The organism is Sphingobium sp. LMA1-1-1.1 (assembly GCF_040676365.1).
Lineage (GTDB): Bacteria > Pseudomonadota > Alphaproteobacteria > Sphingomonadales > Sphingomonadaceae > Sphingobium.
Genome location: NZ_JBEGHS010000034.1, coordinates 24055 through 46705, shown reverse-complemented (window position 1 = coordinate 46705; position 22651 = coordinate 24055). Strand labels below are relative to the sequence as shown.

The window sequence follows — 22651 nt, the reverse complement described above, 5'->3', positions numbered from 1 at the left end:
GATCGACCTTTCTCAGCCCGGTAGGACCGCATGATATGCGTGAGCTACGATGCTGATTGACGCGGTGCCCGATGCCGGAAGCGCATGTTCCGGCCGCCCGCCCTTACGCCCTTCGCCCGCCCGTCATTCCCTGCGGAGCGGCCGATGACAGGCATAACAGGGGGAGAGGAACATCCATGCAGATTGTCACGATTGCCATAGGGTGCGGCCTGCTGGCCGTGCTCTACGGCCTCATCACCAGTAGACAGGTGCTGGCGGCGTCCGCCGGCAATGAAACCATGCAACAGATTGCCGGCGCGATTCAGGAGGGGGCGAAGGCCTATCTCGGCCGGCAATATACCACCATCGGCATGGTCGGCGTCGTCGTCGCGGCGCTGGTCTTCTTCTTCCTCGGCGTGACGTCGGCGGTCGGCTTCCTGATCGGGGCGATCTTGTCCGGCGCGGCCGGCTTCATCGGCATGAACATCTCCGTGCGCGCCAATGTCCGCACGGCGGAGGCCGCACGCGACACGCTGCAAAGCGGGCTGACCGTCGCCTTCCGGGCAGGGGCCATCACCGGCATGCTGGTCGCGGGACTGGCCTTGCTCGCGATCAGTGTCTTCTTCTGGTATCTGACCGGACCCGCAGGCCATGCGCCCGACGACCGGATGGTGATCGACTCCCTCATCGCGCTGGCCTTCGGCGCCAGCCTCATCTCCATCTTCGCGCGCCTGGGCGGCGGCATCTTCACCAAGGCGGCCGACGTCGGCGCGGACCTGGTCGGCAAGGTGGAAGCCGGCATTCCGGAGGATGACCCCCGCAACCCCGCCGTCATCGCGGACAATGTGGGCGACAATGTCGGCGACTGCGCAGGCATGGCGGCCGATCTGTTCGAAACCTATGTGGTGACGGTGGGCGCGACCATGGTGCTGACCGCGCTGCTGGTGACGGGGGTCGACAACGCCTTCCTGATGCGCCTGATGTCGCTGCCGCTGATCGTCGGCGGGGTATGCATCATCACCTCGATCATCGGCACCTACATGGTGCGGCTGGGCGCGAGCCAGTCGATCATGGGCGCGCTGTACAAGGGCTTCTGGACCACCGCGATCCTGTCCATCCCGGCGCTCTATGCCGTGACGCACTTCGCGCTGGGCGACCTCAACGCCCGTTTCGGGACCGATCTGGACGGCGCGGGCGGCTATAGCGGTATGGCGTTGTTCTGGGCGATGATGGTCGGCCTCGCGGTCACGGGCCTGATCGTGTGGATCACCGAATATTATACCGGCACCAACTATCGCCCGGTGCGCAGCATCGCCCGCGCGTCGGAAACCGGCCATGGCACCAACGTCATCCAGGGGCTGGCCATCAGCCTGGAGGCGACGGCCCTGCCGACGCTGGTGATCGTGATCGGCATCATCGTCGCCTACCAGCTTGCGGGCCTGATCGGCATCGCCTTCGCCGCGACCGCCATGCTGGCGCTGGCAGGCATGGTCGTCGCGCTCGACGCCTATGGCCCTGTCACCGACAATGCGGGCGGCATTGCGGAAATGTCGCATCTCGACGACAGCGTCCGGGTCAAGACCGACGCGCTCGACGCGGTGGGCAACACCACGAAGGCGGTGACGAAGGGCTATGCCATCGGTTCGGCCGGCCTTGCCGCGCTGGTGCTGTTCGGCGCCTATACGGAGGATCTGAAATTCTACAACAGCGCGCTCGGCCTCACCGAGCCGGTCGATTTCAGCCTCTCCAACCCCTATGTCATCGTCGGCCTGCTGCTGGGCGCGCTGCTGCCCTATCTGTTCGGCGCCATGGGCATGACCGCAGTGGGCCGTGCCGCGGGCGACGTGGTCAAGGACGTGCGCGACCAGTTCGCCACCAACAAGGGCATCATGGAGGGCACGTCGCGGCCCGATTATGCCCGGACGGTGGACCTCGTCACCCGCGCCGCGATCAAGGAGATGGTCATCCCCAGCCTGCTGCCGGTGCTGGCGCCAATCGTCGTCTATTTCGCGATCTCGGCCGTGGCTGGCACGCCCAACGGCTTTGCGGCCCTGGGCGCGCTGCTGCTGGGCGTCATCGTGTCCGGCCTGTTCGTGGCCCTTTCCATGACCTCTGGCGGCGGCGCCTGGGACAATGCGAAGAAATATATCGAGGATGGCCATCATGGCGGCAAGGGCAGCGAAGCCCACAAGGCTGCCGTGACCGGCGACACGGTGGGCGATCCCTACAAGGACACGGCCGGCCCGGCCGTCAATCCGATGATCAAGATCACCAACATCGTCGCCCTGCTGCTGCTGGCCGCCCTCGCACACGGCGCATAAATCACCGATAAAAATGGAAAGACAGGAAAATAGCCCCGCCTTATAGAAAGGCGGGGCTATTATTTTACGGGGGAAAGATTGAGGGGGTTTTCTGTCGTCGCGGGCGTCCTGCTCGCGCAGCTTTGCGTGTCCGCCAGAGCCGAGACGGCACCCGCGCCGCGCAAGGAATGGCCGGTCGAGGCCTTTGCCGAACTGCCGATGATGGTGGAACCGCAACTCTCGCCCAATGGGATGCACCTGGCTGCCAGGGTGGCACGCAACGGCGAGCTGCTGCTGATGATCGCTTCCATCGCAGACGAGCCCAACCGTGTTCGCACGCTGTCCTTGGGAGAAAACGACCTGAACTGGTGGCGCTGGGTCAATGACGACTGGCTGATTGCCGGCATAGGCAGCGAAACCAGCGTGCAGGGCATGCCTTGGTCGATCAGCCGCGTCGCCAGCATCAAACGAGACGGGTCGAAGATCAACATACTGGCCAAGAATGTGGCGGCGCAGAATGGCGACGATGTCATATGGGTTGCCAGCGATGGCAGCCCTCGCATCCTGCTGGCCTATCAGTCATCCATCTACGACGATGAAGCCGGTTTCTGGCCGCAGGTTGACGAGGTGGACGTCACCAACGGAAGGATGCGCCCGGTGGTGCAGCCGCGCCGGAATGTCATGTCATGGTATGCCGATGCGACCGGCGCGGTGCGCATGGGGGTCGGCTATGAAGATACGACGCGGATGGCGAAGCTTCTCTATCGTGACGATGGGCGCTCGAACTTCCGGGTGATCGACCGGGCCAACCGCCGACGCGACGAATCCATGGTCGTGCCGATGCTTTTCACCGCCGATCCCGGCAAGGCGATCGCCAGTGACGACCATGAAGGCACCAATGCCCTGTACGAATATGATCTGACCAGACTGGAATTGGGGAAGAAGATCTTCGCCGCACCCGGTTTCGACATCGACGGGATAGAGCGCGATACGGCTGGTACGGGCCTTGCCGGGGTGCGCTATACGGCCGACGGGCCGGAAGTCCACTGGTTCGATGAGGGGCTGGCGAAGATTCAGGCCGATATCGACAAGGCGGTCGGCGCCCAGCGTCGCGCCCGCATCGTGTCCGCCAGCCGGGACCATCAGCGCATGATCGTGCACGTCGGCAGCGCGGACCAGCCGGGAACCTATTATTATTACGACACCTCCGCCGGCGTGATGAGCAGCCTGTCGAAGATCAGCCAGAATTTCGGTCCCGGCATCCATCTCTCGCCGGTCAGGACGATTCGTTACAAGGCCCGCGACGGGCTGGAGATCACTGCGGTGCTGACCCTGCCAGCAGGCAGGGACCCAAAAAATCTGCCGTTGATCCTGATGCCGCATGGCGGCCCCTTTGCGCGCGACAGCGAAGAATGGGACTGGTGGGTGCAGTTCCTGGCCTATCGCGGCTATGCGGTGCTGCAGCCCAATTATCGGGGCTCTTCCGGTTATGGTACCGCCCTTGCGGAAAAAGGGGAGGGGCAATGGGGCCTTGCCATGCAGGACGACCTCAACGACGCGGTCGACTGGGCGGTGAAGGAGGGAATCGCCGATGCGAAACGGGTCTGCATCGTCGGCGCGTCCTATGGCGGCTATGCGGCGATGCGCGGGGCGCAGCGCGATGGCGGCCGCTATCGTTGCGCCATTTCTTATGCAGGGGTCTCCGACCTTTCGGCGATGATGCGCTATGACGGCCGCTTCCTCAATCATGGCACGCGGAAGGATTGGATGAAGCAACAGGCGCCCGATTTTGCTTCCGTTTCTCCGATTAACTTCGCGGGGCAATTGTCCACACCTATCCTGCTGATGCATGGCAGGAAGGATCGGCGGGTACAGGTGAGTCAGTCACGCGAAATGGCGGAGAAACTGAAGGCAGCAGGTAAAATCGCCGGGCGCGACTATATCTATGTTGAACAGCCGCTGGCCGACCATTTCTTTTCCCGCCAGGCGGATCGGTTGGACTTTCTCCAGCGCATGGACGCCTTTCTGAAGGAGCATAATCCGGCCTGACCAGGCGCACGCGCCATCCCGCGCAGGCCAGAAAGTCACAAATTAGAAATATCATAGTCACAAGACTGTAACGCAATGGTCATAGTGGGCCCTCGTTCGCCAGCCTGGCGGAGGGGAGAATTGATCATGCGACTGACCTGCAAGCTGCTGCCCGCGCTCGCCCTGCTGGCTGCTCCGGCCGTGGCCCACGCCAGCGAGGACGAACAGCTCTGGACCACCGCCAGCGCGACGGTGAAGCTGAGCGATCACTGGCGTTTCTCGCAGGAGGTCGTCGCCCGCTTCAGCAACGATCGCGACGGGCTGTACGAGGTCGAGATGAATTCGCTGATCGGCTACAAGATCGGCAAGAAGGTGACGGTCTGGGCCGGCTATACCCACGACCCCAATTATAATGCCGGCGATTTCGCGGTGATGGAGCATCGCGGGCGGCAGCAGGTGACCTTCGACAATATCGTGAAGATCGGACCCGGCCAGCTCAGCGCCCGCCTGCGGCTGGAGGAACGCTGGCGCGAAGGGATCGACGGCACGGCCTGGCGGCTGCGTCCCTATGTCAAATATGTGCTGCCGTTCAGGGAAGGCGGCAAGACCGCGCTGGTGCTCAGCCATGAAAGTTTCATCGATTTCAACACCACCAATTTCCAGCGGGTCCAGGGGGAGGAGCGGATGCGCAACCAGATCGCCATCACCACCCCGCTCGCGAAGAATGTGAATGCGGAGATCGGCTATCTTCACCAGCATGGTTTCCGGCCGGGCGCCGACGACAGCAATGACAATGTCGCCTCCTTCTCGCTGGGCTTTTCCTTCTGATCTGCGACATGGGGCCTGTCCTGGCCATTGATTGCCATTGATCGGCATGTGCTCCTGCGCAGGCGGGAGCACGCTTTGCCCGGACCGAACCGGAACGTCGGCCGCCCCCCTCGTCCCGTCCCGTCCACAGCCGAAGCGAACCGGCGGATCGGCGGTCGGGCTTGCCCGCCCCCGCGTGGCAAGCCTATAGGCCGCGCCATGACCAGCGAACCCTTCCGCTCGCAGCTCGCCGCGCTGGAAAGGCGCGGCCGCCTGCGCAGCCTCACCCCTCGCGCCGGGCGGGACTTTGCCTCGAACGATTATCTGGGCCTTGCCGGCGATCCGATCATCGGTCAGGCGGTGGCTGATGCGGTGGCGCGCGGCGTGCCGGTGGGATCGGGCGGGTCGCGCCTGCTGCGCGGCAATGCGCCCGAACATGAAGGGCTGGAGGCGAAGGCCGCCGATTTCTTCCGTACCCCGGCGGCGCTGTTCATGGCCAACGGCTTCGCCGCCAATCTCGCGCTGTTCTCCACCCTGCCGCAGCGCGGCGACCTGATCGTCGCGGACGAGCTGATCCATGCCAGCGTCCATGACGGCCTCCGCATGTCGAAGGCCGTCGCCGTCTTCGCCCGCCACAATGATGTACAGAGCTTTGCCGACCTGATTGCCGCCTGGCGGCTGGAGGGCGGCAAGGGGCGCGTGTGGATCGCGGTCGAAACGCTCTACTCGATGGATGGCGACTTGGCCCTGCTCAGCGACCTCGCGGCGCTGGCGGCGAAGCATGACGCCATGCTGATCCTGGACGAAGCCCATGGCACGGGCGTCTTCGGCCCATCCGGACGCGGGCTGTCGGCCGGGCTGGACGGGCTGCACAATGTCGTCACACTGCACACCTGCGGGAAGGCGATGGGCGTGGAGGGCGCGCTGATCTGCGGACCGCGCATTCTGGTCGACTATCTCATCAACCGGGCGCGCGCCTTCATCTTCTCGACGGCGCCCTCGCCACTCATGGCGGTGGCGGCCTCCGCCGCGCTGGACCGGATCAAGCAGGCGGGCGACCTGCGCGAAAGGTTGAAGACGCTGATGGTCGACGCAAGCGAAAATATCTGCGCGCCGCTCGGCCTGCCAGCCCCGCGCAGCCAGATCGTGCCGATCATATTGGGCGAGGACCGCCGCGCCATGGCCGCCGCCGCCGCCCTGCAGCAGGCCGGCTTCGACGTGCGCGGCATCCGTCCACCCACCGTGCCGCCGGGCACCAGCCGGCTGCGCATCTCGCTGACGCTGAACGTGGGACGCGCCGACATCGCCGCCCTGGGGGAAACGCTGAGGCGGGTGGCGGCGTGAACGGCTTCATCGTCACCGGCATCGATACCGACATCGGCAAGACCGTCTTCGCCGCAGGGCTGGCGGGTGCGCTTGGCGCTCATTATTGGAAGCCGGTGCAGGCGGGCGTCGATCCTGAGGGGGACAAGGAGCGGGTGGCCGCCCTGTCGGGCCTGCCCCCCTCCCATATCCTGCCGGAGGCCTATCGCCTGACCACTCCCGCCTCGCCCCATCTGGCGGCGCGGATCGACGGGATCGAAATCACGGCTGAGCGGCTCGCCCTGCCGAAGGTGGACGGCACGCTGGTGGTCGAGGGGGCAGGCGGCCTGATGGTCCCGGTCAGCGAATCGCTGCTGATGATCGACCTGTTCGCACTTTGGGGCCTGCCGGTGATCCTGTGCGCGCGGACGGGGCTGGGCACGATCAACCACAGCCTGCTCAGCATAGAGGCCCTGCGCACGCGGGCGATTCCCATTGCCGGCATCGCATTCATCGGCGACGCGCATGCAGAGAATGAGCGGATCATTCCGATATTGGGAAAGGTGCGCGGCCTCGGCCGCTTGCCCTATATCGATCCGCTGGATGCGGGAACGCTGAAGACCGCCTTCAAGTCCATAAATCTGCCCTGAAGCACATCCTGCTTCCCGCGACCAAAGCCGCGAGCAAGCCGGATTTTTCGACCAACGACATGGACATGGCCGCCCCCGGGCGTTCAACTCCCCGCCATCAGGGGGCGCCCGCAAGCGTCCCGGCCAGAAAGCAAGGGAAAGCTTTTATGCGATATCTTCTCCTCGGCGCGGCGGCAGTTGCGCTGGTGGGCGGCGCGTCCGTCGCCCAGACCGACCCCGCAGCAAAACCGACCTATGGCAGCTATGGCTTCGACAGTGCCGGCATGGACAAGTCGGTGAAGCCCGGCGACGATTTCTACGACTATGCCAACGGCACATGGGCGAAGAACACGCCCATCCCGGCGGACAAGTCCAATTACGGCGCCTTCAACACGCTGGACGACCTGTCGCGCGAGCGGACCAGAGGCATTCTCGAAGCTGCGCAGGCGGACCCCGGCAGCAAGATCGGCAATGCCTATGCCAGCTATCTCGACGCCGCGACCGTCGAAAAGAAGGGCCTGTTCCCCGTCCGGCCATGGATCGACAGGATCAGGGCGGTCAAGGACAAGGCAGCCTATGCCAGGCTCGCCGCCGAAGCCGCGCGCGCGGGGATTGACGGCCCCTTCGGCTTCTACGTCAACCAGGACGACAAGGATCCCGAAACCTACATCCTGGTCCTGCACCAGTCGGGCCTGGGCCTGCCTGACCGCGACTTCTACCTGGAACCCGACGCCAAGATGGCGGCGATCCGCACCGCCTATGTCGCGCATCTGGAAAAGATGCTGACCCTGGCCGGAGAAGCCGATGCCAAGGCCCGCGCCGCCGCGCTTATGGCCCTCGAAACCGAAATTGCCAGGGTCCACTGGACTCAGGTCGACAGCCGCGACGCCGACAAGACCTATAACAAGATGACCCTGGCGGAGCTGCAAAAGGCCGCGCCCGGCTTCGACTTCACCGCCTATTTCGCCGCCAACAAGCTCGCGCCCAAGGAATTGCTGGTGTCCCAGCCCAGCGCCGTCGCCGGCGAAGCCGCGCTGATCGCCAAGGCGCCGGTCGGCCTCCTCAGGGACGCGCTGCTGCTGCGCACGCTGCATGGCTATGCCGACCAGTTGCCCGACGCCATCGCCAATGAGAATTTCGCCTTTTACGGCACCACCCTGTCGGGCACGCCGGAACGCGAGGCCCGGTGGAAGCAGGCGGTCGACTTCCTCAAATCCTCCATGGGCGAGGAAGTGGGCAAGGTCTATGTCGCCAAATATTTCCCGCCCGAAACCAAGGCGGCGATGGACCAGCTCGTCCGGAACGTGATCGCCGCCATGGGCCGCCGCATCGACGGCCTCAGCTGGATGAGCGACGCCGCCAAGGCCCGCGCCCACAAGAAACTCGCCGCCTTCACGCCCAAGATCGGCTATCCGGACAAGTGGCGCGATTATGCGGGCCTGACGATCAGGCGCGACGACCTGTTCGGCAATGCGCTGCGCTCCAACCAGTTCGAATTCGACTATCAGATGGGCAAGCTCGGCAAGCCCATCTATCGCTGGGAATGGGGCATGACCCCGATGGAGATCAACGCCTATGCCAATTTCGGCATGGTGGAGATCGTCTTCCCCGCCGCGATCCTGCAACCGCCCTTCTTCGATCCCCATGCCGACCCGGCAGTCAATTATGGCGGCATCGGCGCGGTGATCGGCCATGAACTCAGCCATCATTTCGACGATCAGGGCGCGAAATATGACGAGACGGGCAAGCTCAACCAGTGGTGGAGCGATCAGGACGTCGCCAATTTCAAGGCTCTGACCGACAAGCTGGTCAAGCAATATGACGCCTATGAACCCTTTCCCGGCGCGCATGTGAAGGGCGCCTTCACGCTGGGCGAGAATATTGGCGACCTGGCCGGGGTCGCCGTGGCGCTCGATGCCTATCATGCGTCGCTGGGCGGCAAGCCCGCGCCGGTGATCGACGGCACGACCGGCGACGAACGCTTCTTCCTGGGCTGGGCGCAGGTCTGGCGCCGCAATTATCGCGAACCCAATCTGCGCCAGCGGCTCGTCACCGATCCGCATTCGCCGTCACAATATCGCGCCGACACGGTCCGCAATTTCGATCAATGGTATTCGGCCTTCAAGCCGCAACCGGGCGGCAAGATCTATCTTGCGCCGCAAGATCGCGTGAAGATCTGGTAAGGACGGGAACAGGGGCCGGAGGATGATTCCGGCCCCGTTTTCGTTTTTCTGTCGTAACAAATATGCCGGGCGGTGAATCGTGACATATGGACGATTAACCGCGTTTTATTTGTTGACCGTCTCTTAAATGCAACAGTTTGTCGGATCGCCCTTTAATCCGGACAACCTCTTCCTCAGCTTGGCGTTCAAAGTCTGGCTAAGTTTGAGGAGAAGAAATTTGACGGATCTGAAATCGATCATTCTGAAGAGCGGCATGGCTTCGATCGCACTGGCCGTTGCGGGTCCGGCGCTGGCTCAGGATGCCGCTGCGCCTGCGGCTCCCGCCACGCCGGCAACCCCGGCTGCGCCAGCCGCAGGGTCAAGCAGTTTCAGCGATGCCGAAATCAAGCAGTTCGCCGCCGCGGCGGTCGAGGTGACGAAGATTCAGCAGGATACGTCCATCGCCGAAGCCGAAAAGCAGCCCAAGATGCTGGCCGCGCTCCAGGCATCGGGCATGCCGCCGGAAAAATTCAACCAGATCGGCCAGGCAGCCGCGGCTGACCCCGCGCTTCAGCAGAAGATCCAGGCTGCGGCTCCGGCACAGCCCGCCGCTCCGGCGGCGCCAGCGACGGACGCGGCTCCCGCCTCGCCTGCAGCGCCGCCGGCCCAGTAAGCGGGACATTGCACGGGATGGAGGTCATCGGCCCCGCAGCATTTTCAGGCTGACCTGCGGGGCTGGCCAAACCAAAATGCCGCATCGGGAGACAGAGCCTTTTCGCCCAGCGCGAAAAGGCTCTAGACAGCGGCCATGACCTCCCCTGTCTGGCACCCCTTTTTCCAGCATGGCCTGAAAGAGCCGATCCCCCTCGTCCACCGGGCGGAGGGGGCCTTGCTGCATCTGGCCGATGGCCGCACGTTGATCGACTGCATATCCAGCTGGTGGGTGACGACGCACGGCCATTGCGATCCCCGCATCGCCGCGGCGATCGCCCAGCAGGCGGGGCGGCTCGACCAGCTTATCTTCGCCGGCTACACCCATGAGCCGGCGGAAGAGGTGGCGCGCGGACTGGTCGAACTGGCGCCCAGGGCTGCCGGTCGCGATCCGCTCGCCCATGTCTTCTTCTCCGACAGCGGCTCGACCGCGGTCGAGGTGGCGCTGAAAATGGCGCTCGGCTACTGGCACAACCGCGCGCTGGACGGTCTTGCCGAGCCGCGCCACCGCATCCTCGTCCTCCAGCACAGCTATCATGGCGATACCATCGGCACCATGTCCGTGGGCGAACGCGGCGTCTATAACGCCGCCTGGTCGCCGCTGTTGTTCGATGTCGACACCATCCCCTTTCCCCATGAGGGCAAGGAACAGGCGACGCTCGACGCGCTGGAGGCCGCCTGCGCGCAGGGGCCAGCCACCTTCATCGTGGAGCCCCTGGTCCTGGGCGCCGGGGGCATGCTGATCTACCCGGCCGCCGTCCTGCGCGACATGGCGGCGATCTGCGCCCGCCACGACGTCCTCTTCATCGCCGACGAGGTCATGACCGGCTGGGGCCGCACCGGCACCCTCTTCGCCTGCGAACAGGCCGGCGTGGTGCCTGACATCATGGCGGTGGCGAAGGGGATCACCGGCGGCGCAATCCCGCTCGCCGCTACCCTCGCCACACCGCGCATCTTCGACGCGCACAAGTCCACAGACCGCGCCCGCCTCTTCTATCATTCGAGCAGCTATACGGCCAATGCCATCGCCTGCGCCGCCGCCGCAGCCAATCTCGCCATCTGGCGGCAGGAGGATGTGCTGGGCCGCGTTGCAGCGCTCGGCCAGGGCATGGCACAGCGACTCGAAACGCTCGCCGCGCATCCCGCCTTCGCCCGCCCGCGCAGCTTGGGCGCCATCGCCGCCATCGACCTGATCACGCCGGACGCCGGCTATCTTTCCGACGTCGCCCCGCGGCTACGCGCCTTTGCCCATGGAAACGGCCTCTTGCTGCGGCCGCTGGGAAACACCATCTATCTGATGCCGCCCTATTGCCTTGATGCAGATCAGCTCGATCACGTCTTTGCGGTGCTACAAAAAGCCGGTGAAAAGTTCGGGCGTTCCGCCTGACTTTCTTTTTCCGCATTTTGACGCTATGGCGGCGCGATTTTTCGGCTTTCCAGGATATTATGGCAAAAGAAGAACTGCTTGAAATGCGCGGACAGGTTGTGGAGCTTCTCCCCAACGCCATGTTCCGCGTGCGGCTTGAAAATGATCACGAGATCCTCGGTCACACCGCCGGAAAGATGCGCAAGAACCGCATCCGCGTGCTGGTGGGCGATGAAGTGCTGGTCGAACTGACCCCCTACGACCTGACTAAGGGTCGGATCACCTACCGCTTCAAATAAGCCGCCCCCCACGCATGCGGCTCATCCTTGCTTCGGCTTCTCCTAGACGGTGTGAACTTCTGGGTCAGATCGGCGCGTCTCCGGACGCGGTGGACCCGGCTGACCTTGATGAAACGCCCCTGAAGGGCGAACTCCCCGCCGCCTACGCGGCCCGCGTCGCCGCTGAGAAGGGGGCTGTCGTGGCGCAGCGCCATCCCGGTGCGCTGGTCCTTTCGGGCGATACGGTGGTCGCCGCCGGGCGACGCATCCTGCCCAAGACGGAAACGCAAGCCGACGCGCGCGCGTGCCTCCAACTCCTGTCCGGCCGCCGCCACCGCGTGTTCAGCGCGATCACCCTGATCGATGGGGAAGGGAAGGCGCGCCACCGCCTCTCGACCAACATCGTCACCTTCAAGCATCTCGATCGCGCCGAAATCGAAGCCTATATCGCCGCGCAGGAATGGCACGGCAAGGCGGGCGGCTATGCGATACAGGGCCGCGCCGCCGGCCTGATCCGCGCCATACAGGGCAGCCACAGCGCCATCATGGGCCTGCCCCTTTACGAAACCCGCGCGCTGCTCAAGGCAGCGGGCTATCCACTGGATTAACCGCTTATGGCCGAATGGCTCTATGAAGAAGGCATTGGCGAGGCCCGCGCCGCGCTGATCGAAAAGGGCCAGCTTGTCCAAGCACAGATCGAACGGGACAGCGACGCCGCGCGCGCAGGCGCGATGATCCAGGGCAAGCTGGTCCGCACCGTCATCCCCAAGAAGCGCGGCATCGCCCGCCTGATCTCCGGCGAAGAAGTGCTGGTCGAACCCATCCCGCCCAAGATTGCGGAGGGCGCAACCGTGCTGCTGGAAATCCTGCGCGAAGCAATCCCGGAGGAAGGGCGCGCAAAGCTTGCCAAGGCCCGCATAGCCCAGCCCGGCTCGAAAGCGCACCCCGCCCCCAGCCTGCTCCAGCGCCTGCGCGCAACCGGCCTGCCCATCATTCCATGCCCTGCGCATGAAGAGGATCGGCTGGAGGCTCATGGCTGGAGCGAATTGATGGAAGAGGCGATCTCCGGCGATATCGGCACGGAGGAAGCCGCCCTGCGCATCTTCCCCACGCCTGCGATGATCCTGATCGACGTCGACGGCTCCATGCCGCCCGCCAAGCTGGGCCCGAAGGGCGCGAAGCTGGCGGCTCTGGCGATTCGCCGCCTGGGGCTGACCGGCTCGATCGGCATCGACCTGCCGACGATGAACAACAAGGACGAGCGCGCCGTCGCCTCGGCCCAGATCGACAAATATCTGCCGCTGCCCTTTGAGCGCACGGCGGTCAACGGCTTCGGCTTCGTCCAGGTCATCCGCCGGCGAGAGCGCATGAACCTCATGGAACTGCTCCGCGCCGATCCGGTCGAAACGGCTGCGCTGGCGCTGCTGCGCCGCGCCGAACGATACGGCAATGGCGGCCCCGCGACGATCACGGCGGCACCTGCGATCATCGACCGGCTGCACAAGGCGGCCGACTGGATCGAGACCCTTTCCCGCCGTCGCGGCGGCGCAATCGGCTTGAAGGCGGACGCGACGCTCGCCATATCTGCGGGCCATGTCTCCTAAAGCTTCCTCCTGCCCCGTCTGCGGCCAGCCCTCGGCTCTCGAAACCCGCCCTTTCTGTGGAAAGGCCTGCCGCGACCGCGATCTTCTGCAATGGCTGGGCGAAGGCTATCGCGTACCCGGCCGCCCGGTCGATGACGAGATGAAAAAAAGTGACGAGGATGGGGTAGACAGCACCCCGGCCTGATGCCTATAGGCACGCCTCACCAAAGGCCCGGTGATCCTCACCGGCCGCCATGCCCGGGTAGCTCAGTTGGTAGAGCATGCGACTGAAAATCGCAGTGTCGGCGGTTCGACTCCGTCCCCGGGCACCATTTGTCGTCATCCCACTGAAATCGTTGAAAAATCGTCCAAAAGGCGGTCTTCTAACCCTCGCTCCCTCACAGTTCTGCTACACAGTCGAAGCGATAAGATGCAGGATGCCGCTTACAGAATGGAATGATCAACTGGAGGCGACGGTGCCGCCGCAGATGCTAACGCGATCAACGTCTGGCAAGCCATGATCGATGCGATCCTCAAGGAAGCCGGTAAAACAGGATGTAACGGATCGCGGCGGTGCCTACAGGCTTGGAATTATAGCCGAGCAGGATTCTCGTCTGCTCCGGACGAATAGATGCGCCCCGCCGGGAACGGCTGTGCTACAACGGGCTATCACCCTGATCCTTCCCAGGCATATCGTGACAGAGAGACCATCGTGCTCGCGCCTGCAAGCAGGAGATACCGATGCCCGCCGACAAAAAACGCCCCCTCTTCTCCAGCGGAAGCGATCATGACCGTCCGCACGACGCGTAAAACGGTGACCTTCACCAAACCATTCCGGCTACCCGGATTCGAAGCCCCCTTGCCGGCGGGTCCCTACGAAGTGGAAACCACCGAAGAGATGTTGGAGGGCAATAACCATACGGGCTTTCATCGCACCGCTACGGGGCTGCGGATCCAAATGGGTTCTGCCATAGAGTATCACCCGATCGATCCCGCCGATCTCGCTGCTGCACTGGAAAGCGATCAAAAGGCTGCGCCACCGCGGGGGAGGCCGCCCGCCTCGGCCGCAGATCAGGCGAAGCCGGCCAGCGGTTCGCCGTCCGCTGCGGCGCGATGGGTGTCGCTTTGGGTGCGCAACGCGCCACCTGACGGTAAGAGGTAGGCGCAATGACCAACAGTTCAACAATGTGCAGACGAGAGGCGGCATACCATCGTCAGGTTGCCGCCGCTTCTCATCTTGAACAGGTACGCCGGGCTGCCCTGCGAGCCGCCAATGTTTGGGAGGCGCAGGCTGCCGAGGCTGAGGCGCGTGAGGCAGGGACGTCTGAAGCACTCAGCCCCGAAGATGCAGCGATTGCTCTGGAATTCCGCTTGGAAGAGGAGGAGGACGCTCGGAGCCGCGCTCGCGATGAGGAAGCATAGCTTCTCACCCCCGGCCATGACGAGGAAAGAAGTTCTGACGAACAGTGAGGTAGAGCAATATGACATGTAGGCGACCGCACAGCATGGGCGGCCTGCCTGATCGGACCTGATGAACGAGTTGGCGGACGCTTTTGAAACACCCGCCGCGCCTCCTAGTGCAATCAGCTTTTCAGGGTAACGATGCCGAGCGCGCCGGGCTTCTGCGACGGGTTGGACGCATTCTGCTTTTTGGATTTCTCCGCCTTGGGTTTGCGAACTTCACGGTTGGATCTTTTCTGGCTTTTGGCCATGGTGTGTTCCTTTGCATTGGACGTCAGATGTATGGGCTGTGCTGCTTCGCTCGTTCAGATGCGTTGGGGGGCACCCGGTGGCGCATTGTTGCTGTTTCTCAAGACCATGAGGTTGTCGAGCGCACCGTTCAATCGCTGCCTCTCGACCGTAGACAGCGCTTCTCCACGTGCCAGCGCATCGCGGGCAGCATAGAGGAGATCCTGAAGTTCCTGTAGCTTGTCGAGGTCACAGGTCAGTCCCGGCGTCAGCCGAAACTCGGCGTTCGCCAGTCCTTTTGGTGTAGCATCCATTTTTCTGCCAATCGCTGTAAATATGGGGGGCTCAATTATTCAGCAATATGATGGCTACTGTTCCTGCTATCACCATGAGGAGGCCGTTGATAATGGCCGCACGCGTCGTGGTATCGTCACGAAATAGATCAGCGCACCACTGGATCTTAGTGAACCGGAGAGGCTTGGGTCTTAATGACATGGCAACGCCAATTGCCGTTCCACCCTCATTCTCCCAGCTGTCAATCGCCGACGTGAGCTGGCGTTTACGGTCACGCGAAATGGCAGCCGCGCTCCGCGAGCGTTCTCGCGCGGCTCCAAGGGCGAGCCACCGTCGCTCGGCATCAGCCTGCCTGCGGGCCTGGCGAAGTAATAATGATGGATTAGAGCTTTCAGATGCGGACATTGTGCACTCCTCGCCAAACGGGAGCGCCTGTGTCTCTCAGCCCCGGCCTGTCTGGATGAGTCGAACCGGGATGCCCTACAGTAGCACGTTGGGGTTGGGGACAAGAGCACTTTCTACTCAGCATTGAAGCGCTATCGGAACACCCTCTTCCTCCTGCCATCACTGCGAAGATTGACGCCGCGCCTGCCATCGATCGAGAAGCTGGAGGGACGGAGTTACGGTGATGCCATGTAGAACGATTGAGTAGCCCCTAGATTTCTGGACGCCTTCGATCCTAATTTTGAGGACAGGAGGCGATGATGGGGAAGCCCAATTTCAGTGATGAGTTCAAGTGTGACGCGATGGCCCAGATCACCGAGCGCGGGTATCCGGTAGCCGAGGTCTCGCAGCGGCTCGGCGTCAGTCAGCACTTGCTGTATGCATGGAAGCGGCAGCTGGCCCGGCAAGTGTCTGGCGATGCGGGCAAGGATGTCGAGATCCGCCAGTTGAAGCGCGAGTTGGCCCGGGTGACCGAGGAGCGCGACATCCTAAAAAAGCCACCGCGTATTTCGCCAGGGATGCAAAGTGAGATACGCGTTTGTTGCCGAGCATCGTGACCAGTTCAAGGTTCGGTCGATGTGTCGGTGCCTGCGCATCCAGCCCAGCGGTTTTTATGCCTGGCAGAAGAGCCCGCTGAGCCAGCGGGCTCGGGAAGATGCTCGGCAGACCGCGTTGATCCGGCGGGCCTGGAAGGACAGCGGCAAGGTCTATGGCTACCGCAAGCTGCATGACGATCTGCTGGATCACGGCGAGACCTGCTGCCCCAATCGCGTTGCCCGGTTGACCATGCTGGCGGGCATCAAGGCGCAGATCGGCTACAAGCGCAGGCCCGGCAGCTATGGCGGCAAGCCGTCCCTGGCGATCGACAACACCCTCGATCGCCAGTTCGACGTGGGTGCACCAGACCGGGCCTGGGTGACAGACATCACCTACATTCGCACCCTGGAAGGCTTCGCTTATCTGGCCGTCGTAATCGACCTGTAGCTGTGGTCGCGGCTGGCATGACGAAGGCAAAGCGCCGCTACGAAAACGGCGAGAAAGCCATACCCATGTGCCAGTTGGGTGAGGCCATATGCAAGGAGCGCGGCACCCAGGGAGACGAACCCGTCACCTGTCCGGGACAGCTTGGCGGCGTTGGGCAGGTGGAAAGTAAGGAAGCCCAGCCCTATCCCGATGACGTAGCCCAGCCGATAGTCGATGTTGTGGCGTATCCATGCCGCGATGGCCTCGATCTTCGTCCCGCCTTCCAGATCCTCGAACTCACGTGCCACGAAGGATATGAAACGGTCGGATTGGCAGAAGCGGCTAGGCCAGAGAGTATGACATGCGCGGGAAGATCTGGGTGCGGGGAAATAGCCCGCTTGACTAGAGACATGGCTCCTCGTTCCACATCGAACGTTCCACGATATTCCGCCATAAAATCGCCTCGTGTGCAGGCCCAGGTTCTGCGACCAATCCCGCCATCGCCCGGCACGGTTCGCAGCCGCTGACTGTGAGCAGGTCCTTCACCAAACGCTGTTCCGTCATCTGCGCGCCTTCGACCGCCAGAAGCACATCGGCCGTGTGCGGCATGTGATAGGCGAGCCTTGCTTCTACCTGCAGGCGCATTCGATATCCTGATCTGCCTGGCACAGCCTTGGCCCCGGCATCCAGACAGCATCGGAAACTGGCTACTGTTCCGACAATCCGCAGTGCTGGACGTTGGCTGAAAATAGCCGGAAGCGTTACCGGGGGCGGACGCCTGCGATGGCTTGCCTTCCTTCGCGGATCAACACGTCGATGATCTTTGCGTAGGCGCGGGCTTGCTCCTCATGCAGGTTCCTTTGACGGGGGCAACTGGCTAAAAGCGCTTCTTTCAGCGCCATCACTCTGCTGCGTTCCAACAAACGGGATCTTTCCATCCCTTATCTCCGGGAGCCGGAGGGCGGCAACTGGCGTGCAATATGAGAGGGCGATCGTCTTACCCCGCCAAGGATCAGCTTGTGCTTCATGAGGATGCGCAATGACTCGGCATCGCGAGGGTCCAGCAGAACGACTCTTGAGCCCCCTGATAAAAGGGCTTCCACTGTAGAAACCCGGAACGAATGTTTTCTGCACAGATCCTCGACGGCGGTCGGGGTCTGATCGATATGGACAGCTCGGCTCATGCCCGATGTCCCAACGGTCCGGAAGGGAATAGCGTTGAAGCGCGCGCAGCGGCTTGCGAACGCAGCAGCTCTTGCTGCTCACGTTTCAAACGAGCGTTAAGGTCTTTCACGATCTGCTCCTCGACTTGGCAAGCGGGAGCGCGATGGTCTCTCAGTCACGGCGGATGCCTGCATCAGTTTCCGCGCAATATGAATCTCATATCTGAATTTTGGTTGGGCGTCGCCTATAAATTTCGACCGCATCGTGGGGATTATCAGGATCGCAATCATTTTGATTTATGACATGATATTCCAACATTTTGGATAATATTATTTTGGGTGACGTCTCCAGAACTGAAGATCACAAGTCCGAGATTGTAGCCTTATGGTTCACCCAACCGGTGTCCAGCGGAAACAGTTTGTTTGCTGAATGTCGGCCCCTCGGTGAACATAAGAAAAGCCCCGCGTCGTGTCGGCAACGCGGGGCCCTCCGCGAGCAAGGGTGCTCAGGCTCTCATTATAGGGCTGCTACCAGGTAGGGCCACGGCGCATTGTGAGTAGAATGGAAAAGGCGAGCTATCATGATGGTTTTCGTTTCTGAGATCATTCAAGCATTCGTCTTTTCAAAGTGACCAGAGTAACTTTTCCAGGCTTTTGGGAAGTATTGGATACATTCTGCTTTTTTGTGATGAGCTGCCTGTTGCCTGCACATGGCTGAACTGTTGAACATGGCTGGTCTAACTGCGGCGGTGGGAGGGTGTGTTACGGACCCACAAAGGCACCCAACGCCAATCTGCTGGCGGGGAATTATCCGAGCGCCGGGACTGCCGAGATAGCTGATCAGCTGAAATGAGCTTGTCTCGAGCCGCATCCTGATCTCGCTGCAATGCGGCCTCTAATTCCCGAGGATCGATCTGGTGATGCTCGATGGTCGCGCCTGTCCGGATACGCATGGTCGTCGCAATCCGACGGAAGCCTGTATGGGCTTGACCTTCCAGAACTTCTTCGTCCGTTTCCACCACATAGGTGCCCGCAGATAGAAGCTCCTCGAAACCCGTCAGGCGGAAAGGGGCCGAAAATGTCACGGGTTTCCGTGTCGAGCGGATGGTCATGACGGCTTCGCACCGGCGGAGCGGCTTCGGGTCAGATCGTCAGGCATAGGCTGCTCCCGGTTGCAGGCGGGAGCACGATGGTCTCTCTGTCACAACATGCCCGCGGCATGATCGGGGTGATGAGGAATTGTAACACGAAACGCCCGAGCACATGCATCAATTCGTCAGGCATGGTGAACGGTGAGCGATGAGCTTGAGAGGTCCTCAAAATCCCCCGCCGGAAGCTTTGATCTGCGGGCCGTCGCTATCGGGGACCCACTCGGCTACCGCCACTTCGGTCGTGATCAGCAACCCAGCGATGGAGGCCGCATCCTGCAAGGCGGTGCGGACTACCTTGGTCGGATCGATGACACCGGACTGGAAGAGGTTTTCATATTGCTCGCTCTGCGCGTTGAACCCCAGATTTTCGTCTCTCTCGTCCAACAAACGACCGGCAACCACGCCACCATCATAGCCCGCATTCTCCGCAATCTGGCGGAGCGGTGCCTGAAGCGCCCGGCGGACGATGTCGATGCCGCGCCGCTGGTCGTCCTTGACGGGATCAAGGCTATCCAGCGCCTTCGACGCATAAAGAAGCGCCGTGCCGCCGCCCGGCAGAATGCCTTCCTCCACCGCCGCCCGGGTCGCATGGAGAGCGTCCTCCACCCGATCCTTGCGTTCCTTGACCTCCAGTTCCGAAGATCCGCCGACCTTGATGACGGCTACGCCGCCGGATAGCTTGGCAAGACGTTCCTCAAGCTTCTCGCGATCATAGTCGCTGCTGCTGGCTTCGATCTGCCCCTGGAGCGACACGACGCGCGCCTTAATGGCTTCCGCGCTGCCCGCACCGTCGACAATCGTGCTGTTGTCTTTCGTGATCGTCACGCGCTTGGCGGTGCCCAGCCTGTCCAGCGTGACATCCTCCAATTTGATGCCAAGATCCTCCGTCACGACGTCGCTTGCCGTCAATATGGCGATATCCTCCAGCATCGCCTTGCGCCGGTCGCCAAAGCCCGGCGCCTTGACCGCGGCGACCTTCAGCCCGCCGCGCAGCTTGTTGACGACCAGCGTCGAGAGCGCATCCCCTTCAACATCCTCAGCGATGATGAGCAGCGAACGGTGCGCGTTGGCGACCGCTTCCAATAAGGGTAGCATGGCCTGCACATTGCCCATCTTCTTCTCGTGGATGAGGATGACCGGGTCCTCCAGTTCCACCGTCATCTTCTCGCTGTCAGTGACGAAATAGGGCGACAGATAGCCGCGATCGAACTGCATGCCCTCCACCACCTCCAGCTCGAATTCGACGCCCGCTCCCTCCTCGATCGTGATGACGCCTTCCTTGCCGACCTTCTCCATCGCCTCGGCGATCCGATTGCCCACCACCTCGTCGCCATTGGACGAAACGATGCCGACCTGGGCGATTTCCTGATTGTTCGATACCGGCTTGGACCGCGCTTTGAGTTCGGCGACGACGGCGGCAACGGCCATGTCGATGCCGCGTTTGAGGTCCATCGGATCGATGCCCGCCGATACCGACTTCATCCCTTCCCGAACGATCGCCTGCGCAAGGACGGTCGCCGTAGTGGTGCCGTCTCCGGCATGATCATGCGCTCTGGACGCCACGGCGCGGATCATCTGCGCGCCCATATTCTCGAACTTGTCCTTGAATTCCAATTCCTTTGCGACGGTGACGCCGTCTTTTGTGATCCGGGGCGCCCCAAAGCTCTTGTCAATGAGGACATTGCGCCCCTTGGGACCCAAGGTCACGCGCACGGCGTTGGCGAGAATATCGACGCCACGCGCAATGCCTTCGCGGGCCTCGTGCGCGAATTTCAGGTCCTTGGCAGTCATGGTTTGGGTCCGACTTTCCTGGCGCTGGTCCGCGACGGAATGTCGCTTTCACAAGCGGAAGCCAGCGCTACCAAATTGCGAACTGGCAGGCCTAAATATAGACCGCCGATGAATCTGATATGCGCCCTGCGACAGCTAAAGACAAGCTGGACGCAATATGTCGGTACCGATCAGCGATCCCTTAGAACGGGTGAATCTGTTACAAGCCATGAGCAGAAACGTCGTGTCGCAGGTGGAACATCAGGGCACTTCACGTAAGGATATTTCTCTCGAATTTTTGGAGACACGGCAGTGTTGTATGATTGTCGATTAAGCCTATATGGAGGTCATCAAGTGCATACCAACGTAGGCGCTCTTGACTGAGAGACCATCGCGCTCCCGCTTACCAAGGGAGTTACACATGGATCTCAATCAGCTTTATTCCGAGCATCAGATTTTGCTCATACACGCCGCCGACGCGATCAGTGAGCCGGCACGCCGCAAGCATCTGGCCGCAGCGGGCATTATCGGCGGTCAGATCTTCGACGTGCTTTCCTCGAAAAACGCAGGCGCTTCGGTGGGTTGGCTGCCTTGGATGGATCAGTCTCCCCTAGCCGCAGACTTGGTGGGGTCGGCATGACAGCGGACGCGACAACACCGGCTCGCCCGCGAAGGCGAGCGTTTGTTAGCCGCGAGCCACGGATCTCTCCAGACCAGGCGAGACGGCAGGGGTTGATCACCCATCTTGCATTCGTGCTTCTGGGGCAGGAGGAAGCAATCCGCTTTCTAAACACCCACAATGCCTCGTTGGGTGCCCGGCCCCTCGATTTGGCGATCGCCGATCCAGCGGGATATTCAAGGGTGGAAAATGCGGTCCAGCTCCTTGCCCGACCCGCAGCCGGCGGTCGGCAGTAATCGTGCTCGTCAACCCGTGCTCACCAGGATTGGACAGAAGATGACAGTTGTCCCGGCGGACGAAGCGGAAGTCATGGCTCGCCATGGCATCATCAAGGTGCCGGCATATCGCTACCATTATCGTGACTGGCGATATTCGACCTTGAACGATGCGCTTGCTCAAGCCAAGCGCGATGAGGCGGCGCGCTCGAAGTGAGCAGCGCGCTGCGGCATTTGGTCGTGGCACAGATGCGATCGTACGAAATCTAAGGTAAACTGAAGACGTAGTTACCGGCAGATGGAAAAGTATTCGATCGATCGCCCCCGATCGGTTTTTCCATTTCTGTCAATTTGTGCTATTGACGCCTCGCTGAACGTCGCGCTTCGACGGATATCGGGCCGCTTCGGCTCTCTCTTGTCCCACATTTGCCTCTTGAAGCCGGGATGCCCGCATTGTCGCGTGCGCCCCTAAAACTTGGACAAGGAGCTCCAATATGATCATCGGAACAGTCAAATTCTTCAATGCCGACAAAGGCTATGGCTTCATCGCGCCGGAAAGCGGCGGCGGGGACGCCTTCGTGCACATAACCGCGGTTGAACGTGCGGGCATGCCGGTTTCGATGTGGAAGAGGTGAGCATCCCAGCCCTGGCCGGTGAAGAACATGTAATTCACACGATCTGGCTTGCATCCAAGGGCGCTTGATGTCGGCGGCTAATGATAAGCCGGCGAGACCCCGGCTAATCCACTAGGCGCTCTCTCGCTGCCGGGTGAGCAGTGAGATCGAAGCCGCGACTGCAGCGTCTACAACGCATGGACTCGGTTGCTTAACGGTCACATCGATTCTTCTCGGCATCTGAACGATGGACGCTGAGCGGCGTTATAGCCTTTATGGCTCCCCCTCCGATTGAACAAGCCGCCAATGCCCTCGTCGCTGAGGTTCAAAGGCAATCCGCAGCCCGTCTGGCGTTCTATGATCCTGAAGGCGACTTTCATTTGAGCGCTACAGAGTTGGTCCGATCCGTCGTCATCTCCTTGCGAGATCCTTCTCAACAGATGATAGAGGCAGCTATCTACGAGGAGAGTACCGACCCGCGTGCGACGGCAAAACATGTTTGGCAGACCATGATTGACGTCATG

The 22651-nt window shown here is 62.1% G+C and carries 21 protein-coding genes, 1 tRNA gene and 2 pseudogenes; 18 read left to right on the top strand and 6 right to left on the bottom strand.

Annotation, left to right across the window (positions count from 1 at the left end; genetic code table 11):
• Positions 1 to 176 precede the first annotated feature (176 nt).
• From MRBLMA1_RS14280 to MRBLMA1_RS14215, 14 genes are all read left to right on the top strand, one after another.
• Positions 177 to 2300 (top strand): sodium-translocating pyrophosphatase, encoded by a 2124-nt coding sequence (locus MRBLMA1_RS14280; RefSeq protein ID WP_363737494.1) that lies wholly within the window; start codon positions 177 to 179, stop codon positions 2298 to 2300.
• A 78-nt stretch (positions 2301 to 2378) separates the two neighbouring features.
• Positions 2379 to 4328: an alpha/beta hydrolase family protein gene (locus MRBLMA1_RS14275; protein WP_363737493.1), complete on the top strand. Its 1950-nt coding sequence runs from the start codon at positions 2379 to 2381 to the stop codon at positions 4326 to 4328.
• Between the two features lie 126 nt (positions 4329 to 4454).
• Complete coding sequence (locus MRBLMA1_RS14270; protein ID WP_363737492.1) at positions 4455 to 5135, top strand: DUF2490 domain-containing protein; 681 nt, start codon at positions 4455 to 4457, stop codon at positions 5133 to 5135.
• Between the two features lie 198 nt (positions 5136 to 5333).
• The gene (locus MRBLMA1_RS14265) at positions 5334 to 6458 is read left to right on the top strand and encodes an 8-amino-7-oxononanoate synthase (protein ID WP_363737491.1); all 1125 of its coding nucleotides are present in this window, start codon (positions 5334 to 5336) and stop codon (positions 6456 to 6458) included.
• Positions 6455 to 7066: a dethiobiotin synthase gene (gene bioD / locus MRBLMA1_RS14260; protein WP_363737490.1), complete on the top strand. Its 612-nt coding sequence runs from the start codon at positions 6455 to 6457 to the stop codon at positions 7064 to 7066. The genes MRBLMA1_RS14265 and bioD overlap by 4 nt, the downstream gene beginning before the upstream one ends.
• Positions 7067 to 7212: 146 nt before the next feature.
• Positions 7213 to 9228, top strand: coding sequence for a M13 family metallopeptidase (locus MRBLMA1_RS14255; protein ID WP_363737489.1), 2016 nt, complete (start codon positions 7213 to 7215; stop codon positions 9226 to 9228).
• Between the two features lie 253 nt (positions 9229 to 9481).
• A complete protein-coding gene (locus MRBLMA1_RS14250) occupies positions 9482 to 9880 on the top strand; it encodes a DUF4168 domain-containing protein (protein ID WP_414714635.1) in 399 nt (132 codons plus the stop codon).
• A gap of 135 nt (positions 9881 to 10015) precedes the next feature.
• Complete coding sequence (locus MRBLMA1_RS14245; RefSeq protein WP_363737487.1) at positions 10016 to 11305, top strand: adenosylmethionine--8-amino-7-oxononanoate transaminase; 1290 nt, start codon at positions 10016 to 10018, stop codon at positions 11303 to 11305.
• A gap of 59 nt (positions 11306 to 11364) precedes the next feature.
• The gene (gene infA, locus MRBLMA1_RS14240; RefSeq protein WP_003049127.1) at positions 11365 to 11583 is read left to right on the top strand and encodes a translation initiation factor IF-1; all 219 of its coding nucleotides are present in this window, start codon (positions 11365 to 11367) and stop codon (positions 11581 to 11583) included.
• Between the two features lie 14 nt (positions 11584 to 11597).
• The gene (locus tag MRBLMA1_RS14235) at positions 11598 to 12170 is read left to right on the top strand and encodes a Maf family protein (RefSeq protein WP_363737486.1); all 573 of its coding nucleotides are present in this window, start codon (positions 11598 to 11600) and stop codon (positions 12168 to 12170) included.
• A 6-nt stretch (positions 12171 to 12176) separates the two neighbouring features.
• Positions 12177 to 13166, top strand: coding sequence for a ribonuclease (locus MRBLMA1_RS14230; protein WP_363737485.1), 990 nt, complete (start codon positions 12177 to 12179; stop codon positions 13164 to 13166).
• Positions 13156 to 13350 carry a DNA gyrase inhibitor YacG gene (locus MRBLMA1_RS14225; protein ID WP_133652449.1) on the top strand — a complete coding sequence of 65 codons (195 nt, stop codon included), beginning with the start codon at positions 13156 to 13158 and terminating at the stop codon, positions 13348 to 13350. The genes MRBLMA1_RS14230 and MRBLMA1_RS14225 overlap by 11 nt, the downstream gene beginning before the upstream one ends.
• Before the next feature lie 51 nt (positions 13351 to 13401).
• Positions 13402 to 13477, top strand: a tRNA-Phe gene (locus MRBLMA1_RS14220).
• 455 nt (positions 13478 to 13932) lie between these two features.
• Positions 13933 to 14307: a hypothetical protein gene (locus MRBLMA1_RS14215; RefSeq protein ID WP_363737484.1), complete on the top strand. Its 375-nt coding sequence runs from the start codon at positions 13933 to 13935 to the stop codon at positions 14305 to 14307.
• A gap of 421 nt (positions 14308 to 14728) precedes the next feature.
• On the opposite strand, the gene MRBLMA1_RS14210 is transcribed toward MRBLMA1_RS14215, so the two are convergent.
• The 3 genes from MRBLMA1_RS14210 to MRBLMA1_RS14200 are packed head-to-tail and all read right to left on the bottom strand — an operon-like array spanning position 14729 to position 15533.
• Positions 14729 to 14857 carry a hypothetical protein gene (locus MRBLMA1_RS14210; protein WP_363737483.1) on the bottom strand — a complete coding sequence of 43 codons (129 nt, stop codon included), beginning with the start codon at positions 14855 to 14857 and terminating at the stop codon, positions 14729 to 14731.
• Positions 14858 to 14911: 54 nt separating this feature from the next.
• Positions 14912 to 15148 carry a hypothetical protein gene (locus tag MRBLMA1_RS14205; RefSeq protein ID WP_363737482.1) on the bottom strand — a complete coding sequence of 79 codons (237 nt, stop codon included), beginning with the start codon at positions 15146 to 15148 and terminating at the stop codon, positions 14912 to 14914.
• A gap of 31 nt (positions 15149 to 15179) precedes the next feature.
• On the bottom strand, positions 15180 to 15533 hold the full coding sequence (locus MRBLMA1_RS14200) for a hypothetical protein (protein WP_363737481.1): 354 nt from the start codon (positions 15531 to 15533) through the stop codon (positions 15180 to 15182).
• 299 nt (positions 15534 to 15832) lie between these two features.
• Here MRBLMA1_RS14200 and MRBLMA1_RS14195 point away from each other — a divergent pair.
• Positions 15833 to 16553 (top strand): annotated as a pseudogene (locus MRBLMA1_RS14195) (IS3 family transposase); the annotation flags it as partial.
• Here MRBLMA1_RS14195 and MRBLMA1_RS14190 read toward each other — a convergent pair.
• From MRBLMA1_RS14190 to groL, 3 genes are all read right to left on the bottom strand, one after another.
• On the bottom strand, positions 16529 to 16843 hold the full coding sequence (locus tag MRBLMA1_RS14190; RefSeq protein WP_363737480.1) for a hypothetical protein: 315 nt from the start codon (positions 16841 to 16843) through the stop codon (positions 16529 to 16531). The pseudogene MRBLMA1_RS14195 and the gene MRBLMA1_RS14190 sit on opposite strands and share 25 nt — an antisense overlap.
• 94 nt (positions 16844 to 16937) lie before the next feature.
• Positions 16938 to 17180: a hypothetical protein gene (locus tag MRBLMA1_RS14185; protein ID WP_363737479.1), complete on the bottom strand. Its 243-nt coding sequence runs from the start codon at positions 17178 to 17180 to the stop codon at positions 16938 to 16940.
• Positions 17181 to 19014: 1834 nt separating this feature from the next.
• Positions 19015 to 20640, bottom strand: a complete 1626-nt coding sequence (gene groL / locus MRBLMA1_RS14180) for a chaperonin GroEL (RefSeq protein ID WP_363737478.1) — start codon at positions 20638 to 20640, stop codon at positions 19015 to 19017.
• Positions 20641 to 21040: 400 nt separating this feature from the next.
• Between groL and MRBLMA1_RS14175 the strand changes: the two genes are divergently transcribed.
• From MRBLMA1_RS14175 to MRBLMA1_RS14165, 3 genes and pseudogenes are all read left to right on the top strand, one after another.
• Positions 21041 to 21259 carry a hypothetical protein gene (locus MRBLMA1_RS14175; protein WP_363737477.1) on the top strand — a complete coding sequence of 73 codons (219 nt, stop codon included), beginning with the start codon at positions 21041 to 21043 and terminating at the stop codon, positions 21257 to 21259.
• 315 nt (positions 21260 to 21574) lie between these two features.
• Positions 21575 to 21730: a hypothetical protein gene (locus MRBLMA1_RS14170; RefSeq protein ID WP_363737476.1), complete on the top strand. Its 156-nt coding sequence runs from the start codon at positions 21575 to 21577 to the stop codon at positions 21728 to 21730.
• 277 nt (positions 21731 to 22007) lie between these two features.
• Positions 22008 to 22124: pseudogene (locus MRBLMA1_RS14165) on the top strand (cold-shock protein); the annotation flags it as partial.
• Positions 22125 to 22651 lie beyond the last annotated feature (527 nt).

Bases quoted from the DNA above. Each gene is read 5' to 3' on its own strand.
- MRBLMA1_RS14280 (WP_363737494.1), top strand. From the start codon at position 177: ATGCAGATTGTCACGATTGCCATAGGGTGCGGCCTGCTGGCCGTGCTC.
- MRBLMA1_RS14270 (WP_363737492.1), top strand. From the start codon at position 4,455: ATGCGACTGACCTGCAAGCTGCTGCCCGCGCTCGCCCTGCTGGCTGCT.
- MRBLMA1_RS14265 (WP_363737491.1), top strand. From the start codon at position 5,334: ATGACCAGCGAACCCTTCCGCTCGCAGCTCGCCGCGCTGGAAAGGCGC.
- MRBLMA1_RS14255 (WP_363737489.1), top strand. From the start codon at position 7,213: ATGCGATATCTTCTCCTCGGCGCGGCGGCAGTTGCGCTGGTGGGCGGC.
- MRBLMA1_RS14250 (WP_414714635.1), top strand. From the start codon at position 9,482: ATGGCTTCGATCGCACTGGCCGTTGCGGGTCCGGCGCTGGCTCAGGAT.
- MRBLMA1_RS14245 (WP_363737487.1), top strand. From the start codon at position 10,016: ATGACCTCCCCTGTCTGGCACCCCTTTTTCCAGCATGGCCTGAAAGAG.
- infA (WP_003049127.1), top strand. From the start codon at position 11,365: ATGGCAAAAGAAGAACTGCTTGAAATGCGCGGACAGGTTGTGGAGCTT.
- MRBLMA1_RS14235 (WP_363737486.1), top strand. From the start codon at position 11,598: ATGCGGCTCATCCTTGCTTCGGCTTCTCCTAGACGGTGTGAACTTCTG.
- MRBLMA1_RS14230 (WP_363737485.1), top strand. From the start codon at position 12,177: ATGGCCGAATGGCTCTATGAAGAAGGCATTGGCGAGGCCCGCGCCGCG.
- MRBLMA1_RS14225 (WP_133652449.1), top strand. From the start codon at position 13,156: ATGTCTCCTAAAGCTTCCTCCTGCCCCGTCTGCGGCCAGCCCTCGGCT.
- MRBLMA1_RS14215 (WP_363737484.1), top strand. From the start codon at position 13,933: ATGACCGTCCGCACGACGCGTAAAACGGTGACCTTCACCAAACCATTC.
- MRBLMA1_RS14210 (WP_363737483.1), bottom strand. From the start codon at position 14,857: ATGGCCAAAAGCCAGAAAAGATCCAACCGTGAAGTTCGCAAACCCAAG.
- MRBLMA1_RS14205 (WP_363737482.1), bottom strand. From the start codon at position 15,148: ATGGATGCTACACCAAAAGGACTGGCGAACGCCGAGTTTCGGCTGACG.
- MRBLMA1_RS14200 (WP_363737481.1), bottom strand. From the start codon at position 15,533: ATGTCCGCATCTGAAAGCTCTAATCCATCATTATTACTTCGCCAGGCC.
- MRBLMA1_RS14185 (WP_363737479.1), bottom strand. From the start codon at position 17,180: ATGCGCCTGCAGGTAGAAGCAAGGCTCGCCTATCACATGCCGCACACG.
- groL (WP_363737478.1), bottom strand. From the start codon at position 20,640: ATGACTGCCAAGGACCTGAAATTCGCGCACGAGGCCCGCGAAGGCATT.
- MRBLMA1_RS14175 (WP_363737477.1), top strand. From the start codon at position 21,041: ATGGATCTCAATCAGCTTTATTCCGAGCATCAGATTTTGCTCATACAC.
- MRBLMA1_RS14170 (WP_363737476.1), top strand. From the start codon at position 21,575: ATGACAGTTGTCCCGGCGGACGAAGCGGAAGTCATGGCTCGCCATGGC.